Consider the following 22086-nt stretch of genomic DNA (forward strand, 5'->3'; position numbering starts at 1 on the left):
TGTTCGGGAGCTCCGGCAAGAACCTTCCGTGATGGCAACGTCGTGGTGGCTGGAGCGGCCGACGGAGGCTTCCGTGCAGGCTGATCGGCCTTGGCTTGACAACGTCGACTAGCAGTATTTAATTATTTTACAGATAGATTAAATACTATTTATTTTCTAGGGCTCTTGTGGATCATTGCGTGACCGGAGTTCTGACAGGCACCTCGCGAGCCACATTGAACGTCCGTCTCACCTCACTGCGAGGAGGGCAGCTATGGACCTCAAGTCGATCGCGCGGAAAGTCAATCAAAGGGAGTTCCACTACGTCCTTGGCCAAATTCGGATTGTCCGCAAAACCTACAGCGGCGTCCGCCGATTGGCGACTGCGTTTGCGCGGCAAGCAGCGAATGTTCCGCGGGCGGGCGCGAAAATGAGATCATGAGAGAAAGTGCATCTGGGACCCGCTTCGTTCAGGATACGTCGTGCTTTCACCGAGCGACTCCACCTCTATCCGGAGCGATCGGCTCATGCTGGCAGTGCGGTTCGTTAATTGATTCCCGGAACATCGGAATGCTTGGGCGGCGAACTTGCCGAGTGTTCGCAATTGTCCAGATCATGATCAGGTCGGTCTCCGGCTTAATCATCTCGGTCGTTCGTATTCCCTCATGACGCCGTCACGCACGCTTTGCGTCGTCACGCACGCTTTCGCGAGGCGAATCCGACGCCTTTGAAGGAAAGGTGATCTGGTCGATCTTGCTCCAGAAAGATGGCGTGGCTCGTCTCTTCGGAGCGGTAGATCCGCGTTCTTCAGACGTCAATCTTGCTGTTTCCGTTGTGCGTTTGCCGAGCCTGCGGCTCTCGCTATGCGAGGTGTCGCGACGATAATTCCCTTTGGACGATTGAAGCATCTTATTCTTTGTCGAAGTAACGGCGAGGAAGCCGGCACACCATACTGCAATGTACGTGAAAAGCAGCGTGACAAATAGAACGAGGAGTTCATCGGTCGGCGTCAGCCTTTTTGCCTCTAGCGGATCAAGCGTACGAACCAGCATCGCGAACGTGAGGAGCATGCCCAGACATGCTGTCAGGTAGACGCTAACTCTAGTGATGATTCCGGCGGAAAATTCGTCGATCGCTGATTTTTTCGCCATATTGAGAGCTCCTATCACGTTGCCGGACATGTATCGGACTATCAATCATGAGGTATCGAGCGTCACGCTCCATCTCGAAAATCCAGTCACGCTGTTAATGTGAATTACCAGCGAGATTCACTGGAGGGAGCATAATTCGATTTTGGATCGGCAAATGATTCCAGTCTCCGCATGATTGATACTGCTGGACGAGGATGTTCCGGATTGCGCGTTCGGCAAGGTTGCTTGATCGACTGCGACGCTGGCTGCGCGTCCTCGCACCGCCGAGCCATCGAACAAAGTCGGTGGAGAAATTGGGCGAGCGTTAGTCTGTAGCCGGCCGTCCGGGCGATTGTGGCTCCCGGCTCCTTTATGATGGAGAGGCGACAACGCGCTCGCCCCCGGCGCGGTCTGTCGCCGTATAGGCCAGAATCGTTCATCAGATCCTACCGCGGTCGAGCGAGAGCAACTGCGATCCCCCCGTTCCGGAAATCCGCCAGATCAAGGCTGCAACGGTCGAGGGCCAGAACGTCGTCGATCGCCGACAGCGGGTGATACAATACCTCTTCGACCCGTCCGCTTACGTCGGTTAGCAGAGGGGGCGTCACGTCGCGCCGCATGCGGACAATGCCGCCTTGATATGGTTTGCTGCCCGTCGCAAGCGATCTCTGCGCGCGGCGGGAACTTTTGCCATCGTCGCGTACCCTCCGCGACACGGGCGCGGCCCTCGGCTTGGGCTACGGCCTCCCGTAGTTCATAGAGGTCCCTCATGAGGTTCCATATATGGATAGAAACGTCAGCCAAACGTTGTGTCGCAACAGCACTTCGAACCAATGAACTCACGGTTGTCACCGATTTGCAATTGTCGTTGGCGATCTAGTAGTCACGCATATCTCAAATACCCGGCGATGATGAAGTTACAGAAAATGCTGCCGGATACAAACTGAAATCTCTCGACATCCTTTTTTCAACTAATGATAGTTATCAAATGTTGCTTAAGTGTATCACCCAAATGGGAGAGCGCTTAATGCCTTACAGTTTTCCGGCGCGGTACCGGCGCGACAGCGAGAGCAGAAAGAGAAAGGTGCTGACCTTGGGAAACCAGCGCTTCTTCGCCCCGCCCGATCCTGCCGGTCCCGGGCGTGCGCGATGTCTTCGAAGGTCGAGCAGCCCCATCGGAAGAAGCAGATAGCGGACGGCAGGAAACCTCGCCTGATACAGTTGGCGCCATGCCCGGAGCTTCGGCATCCGTCGCCGATGACGGACAGGAAATTGGACGTCGAAAAGCGTAGTGAGCAGCAAAAGCTGTGTTTCAAAGGCGTTTCGCGCGATCGCACTAGATGTCATCGTCTCGAGGAGTTCCCAACGGAAGCCACCGGGCGCTGCAAAAATCGCCTTCAAGTCGAGCAGATGCCGCAGGTCGATGCAGCCGGTCCAGTAGTCGTAGTCCTGAAACTGATCGTGCACCACCAACATTAGCGCCTGAAGCTCCGGGGAGGGAACCAGTGCACTGGCGCCGCCCAGGCGGATCGGCTGCAGGTGGAGACGAAGCTCGTCCGGTGTTTGATCGTAAAAAGGCTGGCCAGGAAACGCCTCATGCAAGTCGATAGTTCCGACGTCTTGGGAGCGTTTGAGGTCGGCGTACCATTTTTTCGTGTGTCGCCTGTCCGACTCATAATCGATGCTGTAGCCGATCGCCGCCAGTGCCTTCATGGCGGCGGCGATCTCGTTGGGGCCGACAACAAGATCCAGATCGGACATCAATCGAAGTGCGCGATCGGACAGTGGACTAGTTGCGAGCGTGGCTGTCCCCTTCACGAGGACGGGAGTTATCCCGACGCGGTTCAGCGAGAGAACGGCCTCTTCGAGTTGAGCGTTCAGGCGATCGTTGCGGATCGCGTTGCGTTCATGGAGTTCCCGGACATAGGCGGCGACGTCGGCCGGAATCGTAGCGAGCTGCGACCTGACGAAGACGGCCAGCGACGGTGTCGTCAATGTGTGGTTGGCGAGGGCTAGAAGTGCCGTCCAATCGGTGCGCCCGGGATCGTCGCCCCGGAAACACGCGCAGAGCGGCAGCAGTGCGCGGCTATAGCCTGCCATCGCAGAGCTCCAACAGCTTGTCGACGGCCTCCTCAGCTTCCGTGTAATGGAGCACAAAGGAGCGCGTACGGGACACCATGTTCTTTAGCATGCCGAAGCCGTCGCTGGTCAGCTTGCCATGGCTCGCGTAAGAGGCGCCGACGATCCGCTTGAGGGTTTCCAGAGCGCTCAGTTCCTCCAGCACCGGCGGCGCGCAGCGGGTCGTACGTTCGAGAAAGATGAACCAGCTCGCCCGCATTGCGCCTTTGTGCAGATTGGACCCGACGTCCAGATAGCGGACCGCCTTGCCGTCAAACCGGTCATGGCTCGGGACACTGAATAGATCGGGCCTGAAATCTCCGATAAGCGGCCAGGCACCGGACTTCAGCGTCGGCGCAAATGGCGCGCCCCTGATCGAGCCATCGGGCGCGATGAACACGATATCGTCAGTCGCAAATCGGAGACCAGCATGCAGCAGATGCATGGTGATCGTACTCTTGCCCACTCCCGGCGGCGCGCTGATCAGCATTCCGCGATCGCCTGACGTCACGGCGGCAGCGTGGAAGATCACATCGCGGGCACCGGCAGTGAGCAGCAGATGCTTGACGGCATAGGCCCTGAAGCTAGGAGCAAGCTCTTTTAAGGAGCAATGGAGGATCATGCGGCCGTCGTGCATCAAGATGGAGGAGTCGCCGAACCGATGAACCGTGAAGGTCGCCTCCGCTTTGCTGGCGGGGGCCGCCGTGGAGACGAACAACGACTTCAGGAGGTCGAGGACCCCGGCATCCGATGCGCGGACTTCGAGAGGCCGCAGGCCGATCAGCGCGGTGAACGCGAAATCGGCAGCGTCGATATGGGGCACAAGCAGTCCAGCTCTCAGCCATTGATTAAGAGCGTCTCGCAAGGTCTGGCGCGCCCCTGTGGCGCTAAGACCGCGATCGATGAGTCGATCGCGGATTGTCTCCAACGACACCTCGTCCTGCATGCTGCACCAGATGAAGGCAGCCACGTCAGTCAACTCGAAAAGCTCTTGCGCGTATTCGCTGAACAGTACCGGCAACTGTCCGATGAGCGCGAACGACGTGCCGGTTGCCGGTCGAAGACCGCCGAACGTTGGCTTGGATCCTTGAGGCGCAATTGAATCCATCATTTCTCCAGTTATTACGCCGATGTGGCGCACAAGCGGCCGGTTCGACGTAAACTTGACTCTATATTTAATTCGATTTAAAGAAACGGCAATCTTTCATTTTAATTAAACGCAGGGACGTGACATGTCTGCTGACAACGATCCAAAAGTGGAAGGTCAAGATTCGTTACAAGATCAGCTCGACGAAGACCGGCGCAAGTTTCTGGCCGCGTGCGGGAAATTCGCGGCCGTTACGCCACCGGCATTGACGATGCTCCTGTCGACGTCGTTGAATTCGGAGGCCGTCGCGAAGTCCGGTGGCGGCCGTGACGGTCCTCCGCGCGGCGACCGGGATCGCGATCTGCTTGAGTGGCTGGACAAGTTGCTGAGTAAATTCTTCTGAGGCGTGAGACCGTATCGGCTGGGGCGAGAGCAACGGCGGCGGTCGAGATGCGGCGATGCAGGGGCGCCGGGGCTCAGGGGCGTTCCGGAATTTGCCCGTGTTGGGCCGATCGGCGCGAGGTGCCTATCTGGCTGCGCTTAGAGTGCCCGCCACGCGCCTCCCAGCGCGTCCTACGAAGGTTCGGCCACCGGGTCATGTTTGCCATCCGACTACGTCGAGGAATCGATCACACGGTCTTTCAGCGTTGAGGGGCCCGTTGCGGCGACAGCCTTCACGGTGAAATCTACGTCCCGTCGAACGAGCGCTGGGCACATTGCTGAACCGACGGCTCGCGTGCGTGTTCGTCAGGATATTTTTTTATTTTTTCCAAGAAAAACTCTTCATGGCGTTGAACCAATTGCTCGGTCTACTATCCAACTTCAGATAGATCAACGGACCTGGACATTGGGAGCGCCAACGGATGCCGACCCGCGAAATGCCCGCCGATAGAATTGTCGTGTCGATCTTCTGTTTGAGGAATGCCAGGGCTAGACTGGCGCGAACGGCGCAGCCGCGCGACAAATCCACGGTTGAAGCGCGGATCGATATCTGCGACGAATTGATCCACAGGGTCGGAGAGATCGATCGAGATCTCAGGCAGCTGTCGTCGAATGCACGTGGCGCGCGGATCGGCGTCGCCTTTCGCAACGATGGCTCGCGAAGGGATGGTGATCCTCGGGACATTGGAGGTGTTCAGAAGAGTGTTGCCCTTCGCGACGATGGTGGCTAGCGCTGACAAGTCCCTTTGTGGGCCTCTCGCAGCGACGGCGCATTCGCGAAGTGGCGCTGCGTGACACCGCGCGCCAAGCCGAACTATTGCGATCTCTAGCGATTGCGTCACGGTCAGGATGACGACTGCTCCGCGGGAACCAATTCAGGATCGTTGTCGTCGTCGTTTCTCTTGATTTTCAGCTCTTCTAGGACATGTCCAGCCTGGAGCGCCAAAGCGAGCCAGCGAGGTCTCTTTCCCCGGCCCGACCATGTTTCGCTCGGCGCCAAGGGATTGAAATACTTGGGTAGGACCTTGGGATACTTGCGACGTGAGGGGCGTTTCCGCAGCCCCTCGGCCGTCAAGGGGGCGGTCTGGTTCAACTTCGAGAGCCTGTTTTCGAGCTCGCGTTTTTCACCAAGAATTCGGTCGGACAGGATCTTCGTGAGCTCCTCATGGATGGTCCAGAGCTCGTCGACTTGCATGGCTTCCAAATCTGGTAGGTCTGGCTTGCGCATAATTCTCCGCACCATTGAAAAATTCGGATCAGGCCGGACTTCGAAAGATCGAACAGGCAAGGCGATCTCATCTCTGACGCGCTACCCGCTCAGTAATCGGTTGAGCCATTCTGCATAAGGCCGCAATTAATATAGAAATTATTATATTAACTACGTCATGCGACATTGTATTGTAATACTTTGAATTTGATTTGTCGATTAAAATTAAACAATAGGGAACATTGTTGGCACCGCGACGTTCCGACCTAGAAGCTCGTCTTTTCAAGTTTTCGGCTGTGCAGAACGGGCAGCAGGGGCGTTCTAGCCGTTTATGAAGGTTGTTAAATTCCAGCTTGGTTGGCGTAATTAATATTTTTTATGCCGAAAGTCGGTGAAACAGGTCAATTTTGGTCTTGTTCGACTCGGTGATTTCGCCTTATTTCGGGAACAAATATCTGGTGTGTGGCGAACGGTGAATTTTAATGGACCGGTTGGGACTATCTTATGTCGACTAAGAAGCTTGAGCTGGAATCGATGTCTGTTGATGACCTATGGTCGCTCTATGAGACGATCAGCCGAATCTTGTCGGCCCGGATCACGTCCGAAAAGGAGGGGCTAGAGAAGCGCTTGGCAGTCTTGAACCGGGGCCACAGTGCTTTCGATGTTGGGGCGGAGCGAGCCTCTGATGACCAAGACAAAGTTCGGCGGAAGTATCCACGGGTGTTCCCCAAATATCGCAACCCGACCACCCCGTCCGAGACATGGTCCGGTCGCGGCAAGCAGCCCCGGTGGCTGGTTGCCGCCCTCAAGTCAGGCCGCAAGATCGAAGATTTTCGCATCCGCGACGAGGCGAACGCCAAAGGACGGCGGCAATACGCTTGATTTCCATGGTTATCTGCGGTGTCTTCCGGTTAACCATCTGCTCAACCTGACGCCCGCCGTTTGCAGAACAGGCTTAAGCTTGCTCTCATACGCAACCGGAGGGCGCCGATGGTTCATTCCCACTGGGATCGGGTTCGGATGGAATTGACGGGCGGTTGGCAACGGCTTCCCGTCGCCGCGGCAAGCGTCATGGCTGGGCAAGGACCTGTTACTCAGTCCGACCCGCAGCATTCGTCGACGGTCCCCGACTCCGATGGGGTAAATGTCGACCATACGGATGCGCTGCTCGAGCATATCGCCAAGGCGCTTGCCGATCGCGATGATCAGTCGAGCTGAAACCAGGACGGTCAAACGGTCCTCCCATTTCACGGAATGACGTTCAGACCGCATTTCTTCCGCGGATCAGCTCATAGGGTGTTTGGAGCAGGATCAAGAGATCCAATCCCAAGCTCCAGTTGTCGATGTAGCGCAAGTCCTGTTTCACGCGTAGTTCGATCGAAGCGGGCGTTGAGGTCGGGCCTCGAAAACCCCTGATCTGGGCGAGGCCGGTCAGACCGGGCTTCACCCTACGTCGATAGGCATAGTTTCTGACCGCTTTGTCGAACTCGTTATCATGAGCAACGGCGTGCGGTCGTGGCCCGACGACGGACATGCTACCCTCAAGCACGTTGAGGAGCTGGGGAATTTCATCGATGCTCATCCTGCGGAGCCATCCACCCAGCCGCGTCAGCCTCGCATCGTTTGCCCTTGCCTGCACGACAGTCGGCCCGTCTTCAAGCACCGACATCGAGCGGAATTTGTAAATCGTAAAAATGCGGCCGTTGAACCCGCAGCGCTGCTGCTTGAACAGAACGGGGCCGTTCGAATCCAGTTTGATGGCAACCGCCACGAGCAGGAGCAAGGGTGACAGCACCGTCAGTACGGCGACAGCCAGGCAGATATCGAGGGCACGCTTTGTGAGCAGCGCGACTGGCGACAACGGTCCGCGCTGGAGTTCGACGCAGCGCGCGCCGCCAAGCTCCGTAGACGGCCTGTGAAACAGATCTGAACTCGCTCCGGTCGGGACTAGCCTGACGCGCAGGGGCAGCACGCCCAGCCCGGCGACGGCATGCTTCAGCCGCGACCAATGGTCCGGAGTCACTCCGAAGAAGATCTCGCGGATCTCGGTCTCACGTGTATAATTGATTACCTTTCCGATGAGTTCCTCCTGGAGGGACGAGCGGGCTGGCGGCAGCGCAAAATGCCGTTCTACGAAGAAGCCGAGGTCGCTCAGTGTATTGACCAAGTCGCGGCCGGCTTCATCGGTGATCAGGACGATCTTGCGGCCGGAGAAGCGCCGCTCTGCGAGCCCCTTGCGCAGCGCGTCGCGCAGCAGCGCGCGCTGGGCGATCAGGATCGCAAGCCCGCCGACACCGAAAATGAGGGCGAAATCCCACGGAATCTCGCTCTTCATCTGTAAGGTGAAGGTGGTCGCCACGAGGATTAAAAACACGCCCAGCCAGATCGCGCACACCGCTCGCACCTGATTACGCAGGTCGAGCAGGGCCTTGGGCACATACATTTTAAATGACTTCGCTACAGCCGTGAAAACCACCGAAGTCGGCAGCGCTACGCTGGCAAGCCGCGTGATTTCCTGCGACGTTCCGTGCAGCAGCATGTAAGCGAATGCGGCCACGAGGCTCGCGACGAAGATAGTCGCGATGTCCGCAAGCAAGGCCAGGATCTCCACGGAATCGTATTGGACCGGCCACCTCTTGTCCTGGGCCCGGCCGTTGGCCAGGTCTGGAACAGACGCGGCATTCAACTCGAACTGTCTCCGCATGGACTGCATGCCCGCCACCCGGTGAATTAAATTAAATAATAATTAACTATTATATTCGGAAGCGTAGCTGGCAAGCGTTTTGTTAAATATATTAAGAGAAAATTAAATAATTTAGGTGTGCGAACGCGTGGTTTGTGGGTGGGTTCAAACCGTATCCATAGTAAGCGTCGTTCTCAGGCCACGGCTCTGAGGTCTTGCTTTTGGTAGGCCCACGGCAAGAGCGCGTCGATGTCGCGGTTGGGATGACCGCTGGCGATCCTGGTAAGGACGTCTGTCAGGTAGCCGAGCGGATCGATATCATTGAGTTTACAGGTCTCGATCAGCGAGGCGATGGTGGCCCAGTGCTCGGCACCTCCGTCGGAGCCCGCGAACAAGGCATTTTTCCGGTTCAGTGTGATCGGTCGGATAGAACGCTCGACGGCGTTGTTGTCGAGTTCGATGCGGCCATCGTCGAGGAAGCGGGTGAGGCCCTCCCAGCGCGACAGCGCATAGCGGATTGCCTCGGCGAGCTTGCCCTTCTGGCTGATCAGCCCGAGTTTTGCGCGCAGCCAACTCTCCAATGCGTCGACCAGCGAGCGGCTTTTCTGCTGCCGCACGGTCCGACGCTCCTCGGCGGTGCGGCCGCGGATGTCGTTCTCGATCGCATACAGCGCAGCGATGCGCTGAAGCGCTTCGCTGGCGATCGGCGCAGGACCGGGCGTGGCGAGCTTGTAGAAGTTACGCCGCACATGGACCCAGCAAAATGCGAGCTGCACGTCGCCGCGCTCGGCCAACCTGCGGTAGCCGGCATAGCCGTCCACCTGCAGGATGCCCTTGAAGCCTTCGAGATGGATGATCGGCCGCTCGGCCTTGCGGTCCGGGGCGTAGACATAGGCCACGCCCGGCGGATCGGATCCATTCCATGGCCGGTCATCGGCGGCATAGGCCCATAACTGGCCGGTCTTGGTGCGGCCGCGGCCGGGATCCAACACTGGCAACGTCGTCTCATCGGCAAACAGTTTTGGCCGCTCTTTGAGCTTTTCGAGCAGGCGTTGGTGCAACGGACGCAGATGCCAGGCGGCATTCCCCACCCAGTCTGCCAGCGTCGAGCGGTCGAGGTTGACGCCCTGGCGGGCATAGATCTGGGACTGCCGATAGAGCGGCAGATGATCCGCATATTTGGAGACGAGTACTTGGGCGATGGTGGCTTCGGTCGGCAGCCCACCCTCGATCAGCCGCGCCGGCGCCGGGGCCTGCACGACGCCATCCTCACATTGGCGACAAGCGTATTTCGGCCGGATCGTGACCAGCACCCGGAACTGCGCCGGCACGATATCCAGCCGCTCGCTCTTGTCTTCGCCAATCCGGTGCAACGCGCCCCGGCAGCAGAGGCAGGTCTTGTCGTCGATGTCGATGGTGGTCTCAATCCGCGGCAGATGCGCCGGCAGCGCGCCGCGGTTGGCCCGACGCTTCGCAGCTCCGGCCCGTCGTGCGGCCGGTGTCGCCTGCTCAGCTTCTGCGGCGTCACGCGCCGCCGCCTGCTCGACGTCTTCCAGGCCCAGCAGCATCTGGTCCTCTGGCAGCGTCTCCGCCCGGCGGCCAAACTGGTGGCGCTGCAGGTCCCTGATGATCTGACGCAGCCGTTCGTTCTGCACCCGCTCGGCGAGCAGCATCGCTTTCAGCGTCTCGGAATCATCGGGCAATGCGTCGCGCGGCATGATCAAATCAGAGCATATTTACCGGCATTTTGCGACGTGCTCGATGCTGCTGATTCACTTTGCCACAGCAACAGGCGTCAGCCAGGCTGCGCCGGCGTCACCGTCTCGCGCGCCGTGTGGACACGCCGCCAATCCAGCCCTTCGAGCAGCGCCGACAATTGCGCGGCCGATAAATGGATCACGCCGTCTTCGATCTTCGGCCAGCGGAAGATGCCATCCTCCAGCCGCTTGGCGAACAGACACAGACCCGTGCCGTCCCAATACACCAGCTTGATCCGATCCGCGCGCTTGGCGCGGAACACGTAGACCGCGCCAGAGAACGGATCCGCCGCCATGCTCTCGCGCACCAGTGCCGCCAGCCCATCGGCGCCCTTGCGGAAGTCCACAGGTCTGGTCGCGACCATGACGCGGACCGCGCCGGTCGGGCCGATCGGGCCGATCGGGCCGATCACGCGCCGGCTTTCAGCGCCCGCAACACCGCGGCGATCGTGTCCGCCGGGGCGCCCGCGCCGATGCGCACCGTCACGCCGTCGATCGCAACCTCGATCATTCCGGCGGGCGGTTCATCCCGATGCTGTCGCCGCGTCTTGCGCTGCCGAGGCCCCCCGGTGTCGGACGGTGCCGCATCGATGACCGCCGGGACGAACCGTGGTTCGTCATCCTTGGAAACGACCGCTTGAGATTCTTTGACTTGCCGGCGCCAGCCAAACAATTGCTGCGGCGACAATCCGTGCCGGCGTGCCACCCCGGAAACCGAGTCGCCGCTGGCTTCGATCTCCGCGACCACCCGCGCCTTGTCCGCGTCGCTCCATGTCCGACGGCGCCCCGCACCGGTGAACACCTCCAGCCGGCGAACCGGCTTGGTGATAGCACTATCCACTGTGTCCATTCTAAGCCTTGCGGTTCGAACGAACCGAAACGTCGCAGATCAGCACGTCAACCGAAAGGTGGGGCCGGGACGACGCTTACTATCCATAGACGGGGCGCTGCGAAGAAGTTTCGAGCCGTCTGTCGTAACGATGCGGCGGAAGCGCCTCAGCTTGTTTAAGAAGCGTTCGATGGGGTGGTGCCCGCAGTTGTGTACTGGATCGACTGAACGTCGGACCTCGGGGTCCCGGCAGGACGGGATGTAAGCCGGCCGCCGCGGCCTTCGACCAGATCAATGATCGCACGGCGTCGTGGTAGGCTCCGTCGACGATGAGGTCGCGGTCAGGAGCCAGCCCTTAGCGCACGACTGGCGCGGGAACACAACGATGCGGATCGGCATGCCGGCCTGGCAACAGTCGCGTTGGTCTTGGTGCTCTCTCCTCGACGGGAACGACCAATTGCGTTATCCGGCCCCCTTTCTTCCGCTGGCCGCGTGATGGTGAGCGCGAATGATGGACGAGTTGATTAATTGCGGCGACTGCGGCGACTTCGCTGCAGGGCCGCGAATATCCGAACCGAGATACCTGCATCGGCGAAGGCATTGAAGCGATTTGATATCGTCTTCTACGGATCGTGGCGCTGCAACAGATCGCGCTTAAGCATCCCTGTGCGCAACATAAAGATGATCCCATTGAGAGGCTTGCTATCGTCCGGCCACGGGCGGCCGTTCTTTTTGCCCCCCGCCGGGCAACAGAGGAGCAATGATGGACAGACCACCTGACGTCGCCAGATCGAACGTGACGTCAAGGCCTCCTTATGAGAGCCTCGAATGAATCCGCATCGTCACTTGCAAGAGGTTTGAGTGCAGAACCTAGGTGAGTTGCGCGCGCAGTATGGTCAGATAGACGGGGTCGAATGACGTCACCGTCTGCTCCACCAACTTCCGCCCCGAGGGGGACCCTGACCGGTAGGCGGCGATCAGGGCGGGGCGCAAGGCCGTGAACCGCATGATCACCAAGCGGACGTCGCGACGGACCATGTCGGCGAGTTCTTCGTCGCTGAAGATGTCCTTCGCGCGCAATGCCTGCGCCAGTCGCAATGGCAGCAATCCGGCTTGATTGGGAGCCGTATAATACGACATTTTCAGGAGCGCGCCGACATTACAGGCCTGCAGCTTCAGCCGTTCGCAGGTCGAGGCCAGCATCAGCCAAGCATCGCCGCGGTGCGGCGAGTGATGCAGCGTCTGGAGCAGGCTCTTCAGGGTCGCCGCGTTGCGGGCACCACTTGCCTCGAGTTCAAATGCCTCGTCGGTCCATACCATGCCGGCCTCGCTGAAGGCGCTCTCTGCCCACAGGTCGCCGCGGACGGCCGCAATTGCGGCAGACCTCGTCGCCCTCTCCTTGTCCAGCCGCGCGACCGTGGCGTGTCGGTCGTCGCTGGGGAAGCCGATGGGCGTCGGGCGCAGCATTTCCGGCAACAGGATCCATGCTCCCTGCACCGTGAGGATCAGCGCGAAAATCGCTGATGCGCTGCGCAGATAACATCCAAACGAATGGGGATCGAGCGATGCAGCGGGCGCCGGTCCAGGGGGAAAGGCATCAGAGGCGGGGGTTTCACCTTTGCTCTGCGCAATGGCCAATCCGAGCACTGCGCTCAGGATGACGGATGACGCGAGCGCGAGACCGCCTCCATTCGACAGCGCGGATATGAGAAACGCGGCAATACACCCCGCGCCGGCAGCGGGATAGACGTAATCCCGACCACGCATCAGCGAGGCCCGTAGCACGATCGCAGCCCATGCCATGACCATCAGGGCGATCAACCAAAGAAACGGCCGCCCCATTTCTATGGCAACCGTCGCAACGACGGGAATCTCAAGGGGCGGACCTGCTAACGCATGGCCATAGATCGGCGCCAGCGCCGAAAGAGTTCCGGCGCCGACGCCCAGCAGTCGCGCGTCGTCCATCATGTGCACGATCATCTCGCTTTCGGCGCGGCCAGGCATGAAGGCTAAAAACGTCGTCAGCGCAAGTGCCAGCACCGCGGCCGTTCCGGCCTGCCCCCAGGCGCCGAGGCGGCTTTTGCGGACGACCAGGACGGCAACCAGGAGGCCTCCTCCGAATAAGGCAGAAAATAGTGTAGTGGGATTCGCACTGCAGAAAGCCGCACCGAGATTGATGAGGCAGGCCGCCAACGCCGCCATGTCAATTGTGAAGGTCCCTCTTGGCTTGCGGCTCTTTGACCGCGTCGGAGGCGAGTCATATCTGCGAACGATCACTGCAACGGTTAGCACGAAGCCGAATATGCCGATTGTCTCGGCAACGCCATTCGCCGTGGGCGGCAGAATCTGGAAGGTCTCCGGCAGCCAGAAGGGGCTTGCGATACGCTCCAGCGACACCAACGTCGCGATCCCTGCAAGCGTCCACAGGAGTCTCTCGGCGCGTCGTCGGTGTTGCCCGAGCAGGGCTGCGAGCAGGGCGACCCCGACCATACAAGTGAGGCGGCAGAGGACCAGCAGGGTCATGCCCGTATCGATCGTGATCGAGCCCGCCAGCTTCTCGCCAACGGCCGCCGCGGCACTGCTCCAGATCGGATGCATCAGCGGGCCGCTCGGCAAGGGCAGGATCTGCAGCAGCATGACGAGGAAGGCTCCGGCCAATCCGGCGAGAAGGACCGGGCTGAAAAGGCGCGGCAGCCTGTACAGATCGCGTGATACCGACGTCGCAGCGACGATGGCCACGGCCATCGCGCCCAAGATCGAGACGATGCCGTCACCGATGGCGCTCTGTGAAAGAAGCAGCACCGGGACAGACGCGATCATGCCGCAATACAGTAGAAAAACGACGGTCGTCGCCATTGCCGCTCCTAGGATAACGTGACGAAACGGCGGCGAACCCGCATATAAAAACTTGGCAATTAATTAAATATTAAATATCAGATAATGCGTTTTTATGCAAATCTAGATTTTTATTCCGCCCGCCTGGCATATTGAGAGCCGACGTTGGCCGAAGCCAGACTTCGGCCGAGGTGTTCAGTCCCGAGGGCAAGTGGATTGGAGCCCGAAGCGATCCGGCTCGTTTGCCGAGGCCGTGCGATGGCTACGTCGGGCGGACCCACATAGGGTCTTTTGCCGGAGCCCGATGACCTGCTCTCGAAGACTCAGATCAAAGAGTGGCGCGCTAGTGTCAATCGGCATCGGATCCACGCCGAAACACAGGTCAGGACATCAGCCGAAAGGTGGGATCGGAACAACGCTTATGCCTAAACGGCCTTCGGCTGGTTTTCACCTGCGACATCCGGCAGATCACCGACCCCGCGGCACTGCAGGCGACGGCGCTAGGATGACCGCGTCAGGTGCGTTATCGTCGCCTACCGGACTGGATGCAGTCATCCAGGGAGCAAAAGCGTGTGTCCGGGGAAAGGACGACCTTCGCGTCCTGCCCGGCGGACTGCCGTCAGGCGCACGGTCTTCGGGCGCATCGGGAATCATGGACAAAGATCCACTCGCGCTCTGGCAGACCTCTTCCGATTTAGACCGCGTTGTGCGATCAACTTCCCGAGCTGAGCCTTCGATCGCTGCATCGCCGCACGGATGCGTGCGTTGTCACGGCGTCGCTATCTCAGAACCCTTCTCGGAATGAAGGGACAGTTTGGCTGGTTTCCACACCAGGGGATCAGCCTACCGGCCCGAAGTGATCGGAGTCGGCGTGGTGATTATCGTCGACGTGCCCCCGTTGATCGCAGCCTTCAGAGCATATCCGTTGGTCGCGTAGAGGATGGGATCGTTGGCGGTGGCCATGATTGTGCGCAAGAAATTTAGGAATTTAGTCGTTTCAACCGCAGCCGCATTCGAGACGAAGATTACGTCTTTATTGCGCATCTCGAAGGACTGCGAGAGGAAATACCCGCTAGGATCCCGCAAGTTTACGGAATAGATCACCGGCACGATGGGGCCGTTAAAACCGGAGATGTCGACGCCGATCTGGCGCGCGACTTCCTTGGTCTCGCCGCGATAGAGGAAAACGGAGGCTGGATCCGCCTGACCATCGGCCAGGCCGCCGACCTTGCCCACCGCCTCGGCCAGCGAAATGCGCCACGCGTCGAACTTGAACTGTCCCTGGTTGCCGGCGGCACCGAAGGCGACGAAGGTCTGGGCCTGGTTGTAGAGATAGATGACGTCGGCCGGGAGCACGAAGATATTGTTGGACGGCTCATAAAGGAGAGCGCCGAACGGTACACTGGCGCGATGGCCCTGACGCTCCAGAGTGACCCACATGTCGTAGCCCTGGGAGGCGGGGCCGCCGGCGCGGGCGATGACGTCGACGATACGTTCGCCGGACGGGCTGGCCGGGAAGCGCCCCGATGCCTTGACGTCGCCCAGCACGCTGATCAGCGACGTCCGCTGCTCGACTACGGACACAAGGACCTGCGGCTCAATGGCTCGGTTCTTTAGCGTATCGACGATCGCCCGCTGGACTTCCGCGGGCGTCCGCCCGCTGGCCCTGATAGCGCCAGCGTAGGGCACGGTAATATTGCCGCCATCATCGACGGCCTGGTTTGGGATGACGACGTAGTTGCCGGGACGAACGCCGGCTTCGGCCGGGATGAACAGGCCGCCCGCCGCGGCCTCGAATATCGTCACGCTCAGGATGTCGCCGATGCCGAAGCGGAACGCTTTGGGCGGCGTCCGATTGGCAAATGCGGTGGACAGCCGTGGCGTGTAGCGCCCGAGAATCTGGACCATATCGGGATTGAGGCGCACGAGCGCATAGGGGAGGCTGTCCGATTCGGGGGGGGGCCGCTCCTGATATCCATGCTCTGAGGACCGCTTGCTGGCATGATCGAACAGCCGGCGCCAAGCGATGAAAGGGCCGCGATCGATAGTATCGCCAGATGATGCGGGAAAGGTTTCAGGAAAGCCCCCAGGCAGACGACTAATGCGGAAGCCAAGACTCGCACCCCTTGCCGATTCAAACCAGCAGCTTATTAGTCGCTTTTAAATAGAGATTTGCACTGTTGCATCTTGGCCACAATGGACGGATGCGCCCGGCGGATATGCAACCTTAGCCATCATGGTCGACGTAGCCATACCGACCGTAGTGCTCGCTATTATAATAGTCGCTGTGATAGCTATCGTAGCGTTTCATGATGTTCATGTCGGTCTTGTTGAGCACTGCACCGAGCAACGCTTCTCTTATGTTTGGAGCGGTGTGCAAAGCGTGCTGGACAACGTCGATCTTGGTTCGTCCCCACTCCACCACCAGTACATAGCAATCCACCAGAGGCGTCGTCGCGCGGACGTCGACGATCGGGGCGAGCGGAGGTAGGTCGACGATGACATAGTCGTAGCTGGCCCTTAGCTTGTCGAACAGAGCGCGGGTCGGTTGGGCGGACAGGATTTCGCTCGTGTGGAACAGCGGACCTTTCTTCGCGATCGGGAGCAGAGTGAGCCCCGTGCTCTTGTCTTGCCAGGTCACCTCGTCGAGCTGCTTGGCTCCGGAGATGATCTCGATTAAGCCGCTCGTCGCGGAGGGAGCGAGATTCATCGACAGCGACGGGTTCCTCAGATCGCAATCCACCAAGATGACGCGCTTGCCGGCGTGGGCGATGAGCTGAGCGAGAGACGCTGCAATGGTCGATTTTCCCTCGTTCGGCAGCGACGACGTAATGCCGATGGTCTTGTTGTCCGACAGGCTTTGGTTCAGATCGATAGCGAGCTTGAGAGCGCGGATCGACTCTGCGAATCTCGACAGCGGCATCGCAGTCGCGGCCCAATAGGCGGTCGATCGGCGTGATATCATCCGGGCGTCGTTTCCGGACGACGGCAGGCTCGCCGATCCGGGTGGGGTGATGTCCTTGAGCAATGGAACGAGTGACAGGCAGGGTAGGCGCAGCGCCGCCTCGAGCTGAGCCGACGTGCGGAATACGCGGTCCATCACGTCGCGCAGCAGGCCGAGCCCCACGCCCAGGCCCAGGCCGGCTGCGAGACCAAGCGCGATGACAAGTGACGATTTGGGCTTGCTCTTGCCGGGTGGCGGCGAGGCCGAGGCGATGACGCGCGCATCGGCGCTCGGAAACGACTCCTGCTGCACCGAACCCATGTAACGTTGCAGAAAGCTGTCGTAGAGGCTGCGATAGCTTTTCGCACTCGTCTCGAGCTCGCGCATCGTCAGCTCGGCCGAGCTGCTGCCCCGGGACCGAGACACTGCGGATGCGAGCTGATCCTCGATCTGCTTCTGCTTCTGCTTTGCAATCTCGTAGTCGCTTCGGTTGGTCTCAGCGAGGCGCCGGACTTCGTCCACGATCGAGGTGCGGATATCGCGCATGCGGTTGCGCAGGTTGATGACGGCTAGGTGGCCCTTGCCGAACCGCGAAGACCAGTCGACCTCGCGCCGCGCATAATCGAGATACTGCTGTCGCAGTGAATTGATGATGGGGCTGAGCAGAACTTCCGAACCTGGCGTGTCGATGCCGGCAAGACTAAGGCTGTCCGGCGCGATGGCTCCGAGGACCTCGTCGTATCGGTTCAGCCGCGCCAGACTATCCGAGGTAAGTGCGCGGGCTGCGACGAGACGGCTGTTGAGTTCGACGATCTGCTGGTCGTCGATCAGTTTGCCGCCGCTGACGACGATATTGTTCTCCGACTTGAACGCGTTCACCGCGTGTTCGGCTGTGAGCGCTTGTTGTCCCAGTTCGCGCAGCCGGCTTTGCAGCCACGCCGTGGCGCTTTTGTTCGCCTCGAATTTCGCATTCAACTGATCGAGGATATAGGTGTCGGCGACCGCATTGGCGATTTCCGCGGCCCGCTTTGCCGTGCTTGCGTTGTAGCTGAACTCGATGACATTGCTCATGCCGACGCGATTGGCTGTAAGCCGGTTTCCGAATGCCAGAACGAGGTCGTCCGCCGTGGCCGCCTCATGCGCACCCGTGTCGAGCGGGGCCATCGACAACCAGCTCCGTACCTTGCGGATGAGCGCGTGCACTTGCGACGAAGGCTGGAATTCGCTGTCATCATACAGTTTCAAATTCTGGATAACCGACGTCGCGACTGCTTTCGATTTCAGCACCTGAAGCTGGGTCTCGATTTGGACTGAATCGATGGCGGCCTCAGCCACCAACGACTGTTGCTGCACGAAAGGAGTCTTTTGGTTGCTGAGAAGGATCTTGACTTGGCCCATATAGGTTGGGGTCGCCGTCTTCAGATAGATGCCGGCGACGACGACCGTCAAGACGGTGCAGAATATGATGACCGCATACTGTCGCCTAACAAATCCGATGACAAGTTCGACGATCTGTCCCAGGTCTCCGCCGGCACCGTCATCGTCGTGAGGACCATCGAACAGCGGAAGCATCCTGTCCGTTTGCAGAATGTTACTTTGAAGCATCGAAAGCCACCAAGCCCCTCGGTTGTGCCGGGAAGAAAAGAGCTGTGCTCATGCGAATGATATCGGTGCCGTCGATCGCATGTAGTAGCATTTAATATCATTGTACTGAATAAAGAAAGCAGGATCGAAAATTAAATGCGTATAATTAATTTTTGGCGTTTGTCGGCGATGCTGGTCAATTCTTTCAGGTCATACCAGCTTGATTTATCGACGCAAAAGGAATTTGGCGCAGAGCGATGGGCTCTCTGTACTGGTTTTGTGCATTCGGCAAGCCCAATACAGGGTGTTCGAGGAGTGTACGCGCCGCACACCCGAATTCCGGCGGTCAGCGACTCGACGTTTGCATCGGTGCGGTCTTGACCGCCATTCGGCGGCCCCGGTGTCTGAGGCGGTCGTTCATCTAGCTTCGAAGTCGCGCCGATCTGTCAATTGCCGATCTCAATTTATCTCGAATGGGGCGTCCCCGCACTGCGCTCGGGCCACGGGAGTATTTCTCGGAGTCGAACCGCCCGGGCGGCGGAGCGCGAGCGTGGCGCGACGGTGTTCGCGTATCACGTGAGGGATCTTGAGCGATCGGTCGCTTAGGCCAGTGCGCCGGGCACAGAAGGGCGGTTGCGGGCCCAATTTTCACGAACTTCGCCAACGGGCGGCGATATCGTCGTTAGCCAATACATTTAAATTTCCATATTTCAATTGACCGCAGGTTTTATTTAATATTATTTATTTCGCAACTGAGACCTGTCTCCTCCTTGGTGGGCGATGCGTTTGATCATGTCAAATCGGATACCGATTCCGTATGCGGAGACTACCCCGCAGCACGGTTACGTTGAAGATTTGCTAAATTATTCAACGGCGTGCGAAGCCTCCGCGCGATTTCCCCCTGTCGTCGGTCGAAAAGCGGAAGATACCGGTTGCTCGCCCCGGGAGGAGGCGATGTGCGCGACGAGCAAGATCGGAATTAAATCGTCCGTCGGGTCCCGGGTGACAATCCTTGCGATCCAGCTTCGTCTACAGCAGGACGGGGGGCCGGTGCGGACGGACCTGGACTTTGCCGCTCTGGGCATAAGCCCGGAGCAGGCGCTTGAGGTGATGTCGCTCCCCCGCAACGGTCGTATGTGGACAACAGCATCGCAGCAAGGCCTCAAGGTCGGGGACCTGATCCTCGCCGCCAATCTGGTAACGCTGCAATTCCTGGCTTCCCCGCACACTTCGGTATCAGACCCCCAATTTGAGCTGCGAACCATCGAAACAGATGGTGAGCCGTTCATCGTCCGCGTGACAATCCTGGCTGAGCGCCGCGTATCCGGTCGTGCCGTTCAGGTACGATGCAAGGATGCGTCGGCGGTGCAGGTGGATCCGCTCGCATTCGGTCTGATATCGGCCCTGACCGCGTTGTTGAGTACCGCTGCTGCTGCGTTGCCCACACCGTCCATTGACGCTGGCTTGGCGGGTGACCGCGTCGATGGCCAGACGCGCGCCGATTTTGCTCCGAAAGGCGACGATCCGGCGCTGGACCCGGCAACCGAAGAGCCTTTGGTGACGGGGAGCGTTCCGAAGAGTGACGGGCAGGGCGCGCGGAGCCCCGATGCGCGCCGACGCTGGATTGGATCGGGTACCCCACCCGACAGTTGGCATAGCGGGGAGACTGCCATAGAGAAATCGACGGCCGAGCATTTCGAGCAACTGACGGCGCCGTCTCGCCCCCCGCCGTCGGCTTCGAAGAAGAGCGCCTCGCAGTTCCCGCCGCGGTTGGATGGTTCGACTTGGCGCCGGCGGGACGATCCTTGCCGCTGGCCATGACCGGAGCCCCAGCGACAGAGTCCGCGGCTATGCCTGCTGCCTCGTCCCCAATTGCCGGACCGGTCGCTGGGAATGACGGCGGAGCCTCGACAACAGGGCCCGCGGCTCCGCCCGTCGCTACGCCGGCAACTGCGCGACCTGTGGCCGGAAATGACGAAGGTTATCTGGTTCTTGGCGGCAAGAGGACGATCCAGGCAACCGCCTTGCTGACGAACGACACGGCGTCGCCTGGCTCGCACCTCTCGGTAGATGCGGTTTTCGCGGCCCAGCAAGGGACTGTCACCTACGACGCGTTCAGCCAGCAGATCACTTTCGTCGCATCGGCCGGATATCGTGGCAATGCGAGCTTCTCCTACACCGTCAAGGACGACGAGGGGCGCAGCGCGCCAGCGACCGTCACGCTGTTCGTGGTGCCGGACGAGCATCTGTTCGATAGCGGCGCGCAACCGGTCATGGATCCGGTGAACGATCCCAATGCGGTCGAACTTGGCGTCAGATTTGTCAGCGCCTCGGACGGGGTGATTTCGGGTCTTCGCTTCTACAAGGGCGCGAATAACGTCGGAAATCACACGGCGAGCCTTTGGGACTCTTCCGGCACATTGCTCGCGACAGCCACGTTCAGTGGCGAGACCGGCAGCGGATGGCAACAGGTTGCGTTGTCGAACCCGGTCGCAATTCGCGCGGGCGTCACCTATGTCGCCTCCTATCACACCGACGGCCTGTACTCCGCCGATCCAGGCTATTTCGCAAGCCCGGTGACGAGCGGAGACCTGACGGCGGTCGGCAGCGTTTACGCATACGGCTCTTCGAGCGTGTTTCCGACGAACAGCTACAATGCCAACAATTACTGGGTCGATGTGGTCTACAGCAGGCCGCCCGCGCCGCCAGGACCGCTCGACGATGTCGTCGGGGCGATCGCCGCCGGGCGCTCGACGTCCATCGCCTCGTCGCGGCTTCTCGCGAACGACCAGAATCCGGATGATCTTCCTCTTTCCGTGACGGCGGCCGGGAGCGCAGTCAACGGAACGGTCTCGTATGACCCGCTTACGCAAGCGGTGATATTCACCCCTGCGTCAGGGTATTTCGGCGCCGCCGGATTTTCTTACACGGTAACCAATAGCCTCGGCATGTCCGCTACGGCGGATGTGAAGCTCTGGGTTGCGGGGGCGCAGCCGACCACGTTCTTCGACTCGGCGGCTGTGCCGAGCGTGGTCACAGCGAACGACAGCAATTCCGTCGAACTGGGCTTCAAATTTTACAGCATGATGGATGGCGATGTGGTCGGACTGCGCTTCTTCAAAGGCGTCGACAACACCGGTACTCACGTCGGAAACTTCTGGAGCGCCACGGGCGACCTTCTCGCAACGGCGACGTTTGCCAATGAAACGGCGGAGGGTTGGCAGCAAGTGATGTTCTCGACCCCGGTCTCTTTGACCGCCGGCGTGACCTATATCGCTTCGTATCACACCGACGGCAATTACTCCGCAGATCCTGGCTTCTTTGCCGACTCGCACACCAGCGGGTTGCTGATTGCGCCTGCAAGCACGTCCGGCAGCGCGAACGGACTCTATGCCTATGGCTCGGCGAGCCTTTTTCCGACCAGTAGCTTCAACGCCACCGGTTACGGCGTCGATGTCTTGTTCAAGGCGAATCTCACAGGCTAGGGAGAAC

General features: G+C 59.7%; 16 protein-coding genes and 1 pseudogene. 6 read left to right on the top strand and 11 right to left on the bottom strand.

All coding sequences use genetic code 11. The features are described from left to right. Positions 1 to 653 precede the first annotated feature (653 nt). The 3 genes from ACUXVA_RS14825 to ACUXVA_RS14835 form a co-directional block, all read right to left on the bottom strand. Complete coding sequence (locus ACUXVA_RS14825) at positions 654 to 1130, bottom strand: hypothetical protein (protein WP_445492954.1); 477 nt, start codon at positions 1128 to 1130, stop codon at positions 654 to 656. 1011 nt (positions 1131 to 2141) lie between these two features. Further along, positions 2142 to 3209, bottom strand: a complete 1068-nt coding sequence (locus tag ACUXVA_RS14830) for a nucleotidyltransferase family protein (protein WP_445492956.1) — start codon at positions 3207 to 3209, stop codon at positions 2142 to 2144. Further along, positions 3196 to 4335 (bottom strand): PqqD family peptide modification chaperone, encoded by a 1140-nt coding sequence (locus ACUXVA_RS14835; protein WP_445492958.1) that lies wholly within the window; start codon positions 4333 to 4335, stop codon positions 3196 to 3198. Before ACUXVA_RS14835 ends, ACUXVA_RS14830 begins: the two co-directional genes overlap by 14 nt. Positions 4336 to 4459: 124 nt before the next feature. On the opposite strand from ACUXVA_RS14835, the pseudogene ACUXVA_RS14840 reads away from it, so the two are divergent. Both ACUXVA_RS14840 and ACUXVA_RS14845 read left to right on the top strand, forming a co-directional pair. Then, positions 4460 to 4663, top strand: a pseudogene (locus tag ACUXVA_RS14840) (hypothetical protein); the annotation flags it as partial. Between the two features lie 514 nt (positions 4664 to 5177). Then, positions 5178 to 5486, top strand: coding sequence for a hypothetical protein (locus ACUXVA_RS14845; protein WP_265079606.1), 309 nt, complete (start codon positions 5178 to 5180; stop codon positions 5484 to 5486). 113 nt (positions 5487 to 5599) lie between these two features. Here ACUXVA_RS14845 and ACUXVA_RS14850 read toward each other — a convergent pair whose 3' ends face one another. After that, positions 5600 to 5983 (bottom strand): H-NS histone family protein, encoded by a 384-nt coding sequence (locus ACUXVA_RS14850; RefSeq protein ID WP_445492960.1) that lies wholly within the window; start codon positions 5981 to 5983, stop codon positions 5600 to 5602. 483 nt (positions 5984 to 6466) lie between these two features. Between ACUXVA_RS14850 and ACUXVA_RS14855 the strand changes: the two genes are divergently transcribed. Together ACUXVA_RS14855 and ACUXVA_RS14860 are read left to right on the top strand one after the other, a co-directional pair. After that, positions 6467 to 6844, top strand: a complete 378-nt coding sequence (locus tag ACUXVA_RS14855; protein ID WP_265079604.1) for an H-NS histone family protein — start codon at positions 6467 to 6469, stop codon at positions 6842 to 6844. 108 nt (positions 6845 to 6952) lie between these two features. Beyond that, positions 6953 to 7180: a hypothetical protein gene (locus ACUXVA_RS14860; protein WP_445492962.1), complete on the top strand. Its 228-nt coding sequence runs from the start codon at positions 6953 to 6955 to the stop codon at positions 7178 to 7180. A 43-nt stretch (positions 7181 to 7223) separates the two neighbouring features. Here the strand turns inward: ACUXVA_RS14860 and ACUXVA_RS14865 are convergent, their stop codons facing one another. The 7 genes from ACUXVA_RS14865 to ACUXVA_RS14895 form a co-directional block, all read right to left on the bottom strand. Then, entirely contained in the window at positions 7224 to 8666 is a 1443-nt protein-coding gene (locus tag ACUXVA_RS14865; protein ID WP_445493295.1) for an exopolysaccharide biosynthesis polyprenyl glycosylphosphotransferase, read from the bottom strand. Positions 8667 to 8839: 173 nt separating this feature from the next. Then, a complete protein-coding gene (gene tnpC / locus ACUXVA_RS14870; RefSeq protein ID WP_445492964.1) occupies positions 8840 to 10363 on the bottom strand; it encodes an IS66 family transposase in 1524 nt (507 codons plus the stop codon). Positions 10364 to 10440: 77 nt separating this feature from the next. Further along, positions 10441 to 10767 carry an IS66 family insertion sequence element accessory protein TnpB gene (gene tnpB, locus ACUXVA_RS14875; protein WP_445493296.1) on the bottom strand — a complete coding sequence of 109 codons (327 nt, stop codon included), beginning with the start codon at positions 10765 to 10767 and terminating at the stop codon, positions 10441 to 10443. Positions 10768 to 10811: 44 nt separating this feature from the next. Continuing rightward, complete coding sequence (gene tnpA, locus ACUXVA_RS14880) at positions 10812 to 11252, bottom strand: IS66-like element accessory protein TnpA (protein WP_265078501.1); 441 nt, start codon at positions 11250 to 11252, stop codon at positions 10812 to 10814. A gap of 849 nt (positions 11253 to 12101) precedes the next feature. Next, on the bottom strand, positions 12102 to 14087 hold the full coding sequence (locus ACUXVA_RS14885) for a hypothetical protein (protein WP_445492967.1): 1986 nt from the start codon (positions 14085 to 14087) through the stop codon (positions 12102 to 12104). A gap of 822 nt (positions 14088 to 14909) precedes the next feature. Beyond that, complete coding sequence (locus ACUXVA_RS14890) at positions 14910 to 15974, bottom strand: polysaccharide biosynthesis/export family protein (RefSeq protein ID WP_445492969.1); 1065 nt, start codon at positions 15972 to 15974, stop codon at positions 14910 to 14912. A gap of 319 nt (positions 15975 to 16293) precedes the next feature. Further along, a complete protein-coding gene (locus tag ACUXVA_RS14895; protein WP_445492971.1) occupies positions 16294 to 18582 on the bottom strand; it encodes a polysaccharide biosynthesis tyrosine autokinase in 2289 nt (762 codons plus the stop codon). A gap of 966 nt (positions 18583 to 19548) precedes the next feature. Between ACUXVA_RS14895 and ACUXVA_RS14900 the strand changes: the two genes are divergently transcribed. Then, complete coding sequence (locus ACUXVA_RS14900; protein WP_445492973.1) at positions 19549 to 20415, top strand: hypothetical protein; 867 nt, start codon at positions 19549 to 19551, stop codon at positions 20413 to 20415. A gap of 140 nt (positions 20416 to 20555) precedes the next feature. Beyond that, positions 20556 to 22079, top strand: coding sequence for a DUF4082 domain-containing protein (locus tag ACUXVA_RS14905; protein ID WP_445492975.1), 1524 nt, complete (start codon positions 20556 to 20558; stop codon positions 22077 to 22079). The last annotated feature ends 7 nt before the right edge of the window (positions 22080 to 22086 follow it).

It is taken from the genome of Rhodopseudomonas sp. RCAM05734 (genome assembly GCF_052658035.1).

What these genes read in the sequence shown, in the direction of transcription:
- ACUXVA_RS14825 (WP_445492954.1), bottom strand. Translation starts at nt 1,130, where the DNA reads ATGGCGAAAAAATCAGCGATCGACGAATTTTCCGCCGGAATCATCACT.
- ACUXVA_RS14830 (WP_445492956.1), bottom strand. Translation starts at nt 3,209, where the DNA reads ATGGCAGGCTATAGCCGCGCACTGCTGCCGCTCTGCGCGTGTTTCCGG.
- ACUXVA_RS14835 (WP_445492958.1), bottom strand. Translation starts at nt 4,335, where the DNA reads ATGGATTCAATTGCGCCTCAAGGATCCAAGCCAACGTTCGGCGGTCTT.
- ACUXVA_RS14845 (WP_265079606.1), top strand. Translation starts at nt 5,178, where the DNA reads ATGCCGACCCGCGAAATGCCCGCCGATAGAATTGTCGTGTCGATCTTC.
- ACUXVA_RS14850 (WP_445492960.1), bottom strand. Translation starts at nt 5,983, where the DNA reads ATGCGCAAGCCAGACCTACCAGATTTGGAAGCCATGCAAGTCGACGAG.
- ACUXVA_RS14855 (WP_265079604.1), top strand. Translation starts at nt 6,467, where the DNA reads ATGTCGACTAAGAAGCTTGAGCTGGAATCGATGTCTGTTGATGACCTA.
- ACUXVA_RS14860 (WP_445492962.1), top strand. Translation starts at nt 6,953, where the DNA reads ATGGTTCATTCCCACTGGGATCGGGTTCGGATGGAATTGACGGGCGGT.
- ACUXVA_RS14865 (WP_445493295.1), bottom strand. Translation starts at nt 8,666, where the DNA reads ATGCGGAGACAGTTCGAGTTGAATGCCGCGTCTGTTCCAGACCTGGCC.
- tnpC (WP_445492964.1), bottom strand. Translation starts at nt 10,363, where the DNA reads ATGCCGCGCGACGCATTGCCCGATGATTCCGAGACGCTGAAAGCGATG.
- tnpB (WP_445493296.1), bottom strand. Translation starts at nt 10,767, where the DNA reads ATGGTCGCGACCAGACCTGTGGACTTCCGCAAGGGCGCCGATGGGCTG.
- tnpA (WP_265078501.1), bottom strand. Translation starts at nt 11,252, where the DNA reads ATGGACACAGTGGATAGTGCTATCACCAAGCCGGTTCGCCGGCTGGAG.
- ACUXVA_RS14885 (WP_445492967.1), bottom strand. Translation starts at nt 14,087, where the DNA reads ATGGCGACGACCGTCGTTTTTCTACTGTATTGCGGCATGATCGCGTCT.
- ACUXVA_RS14890 (WP_445492969.1), bottom strand. Translation starts at nt 15,974, where the DNA reads ATGGTCCAGATTCTCGGGCGCTACACGCCACGGCTGTCCACCGCATTT.
- ACUXVA_RS14895 (WP_445492971.1), bottom strand. Translation starts at nt 18,582, where the DNA reads ATGCTTCCGCTGTTCGATGGTCCTCACGACGATGACGGTGCCGGCGGA.
- ACUXVA_RS14900 (WP_445492973.1), top strand. Translation starts at nt 19,549, where the DNA reads ATGTGCGCGACGAGCAAGATCGGAATTAAATCGTCCGTCGGGTCCCGG.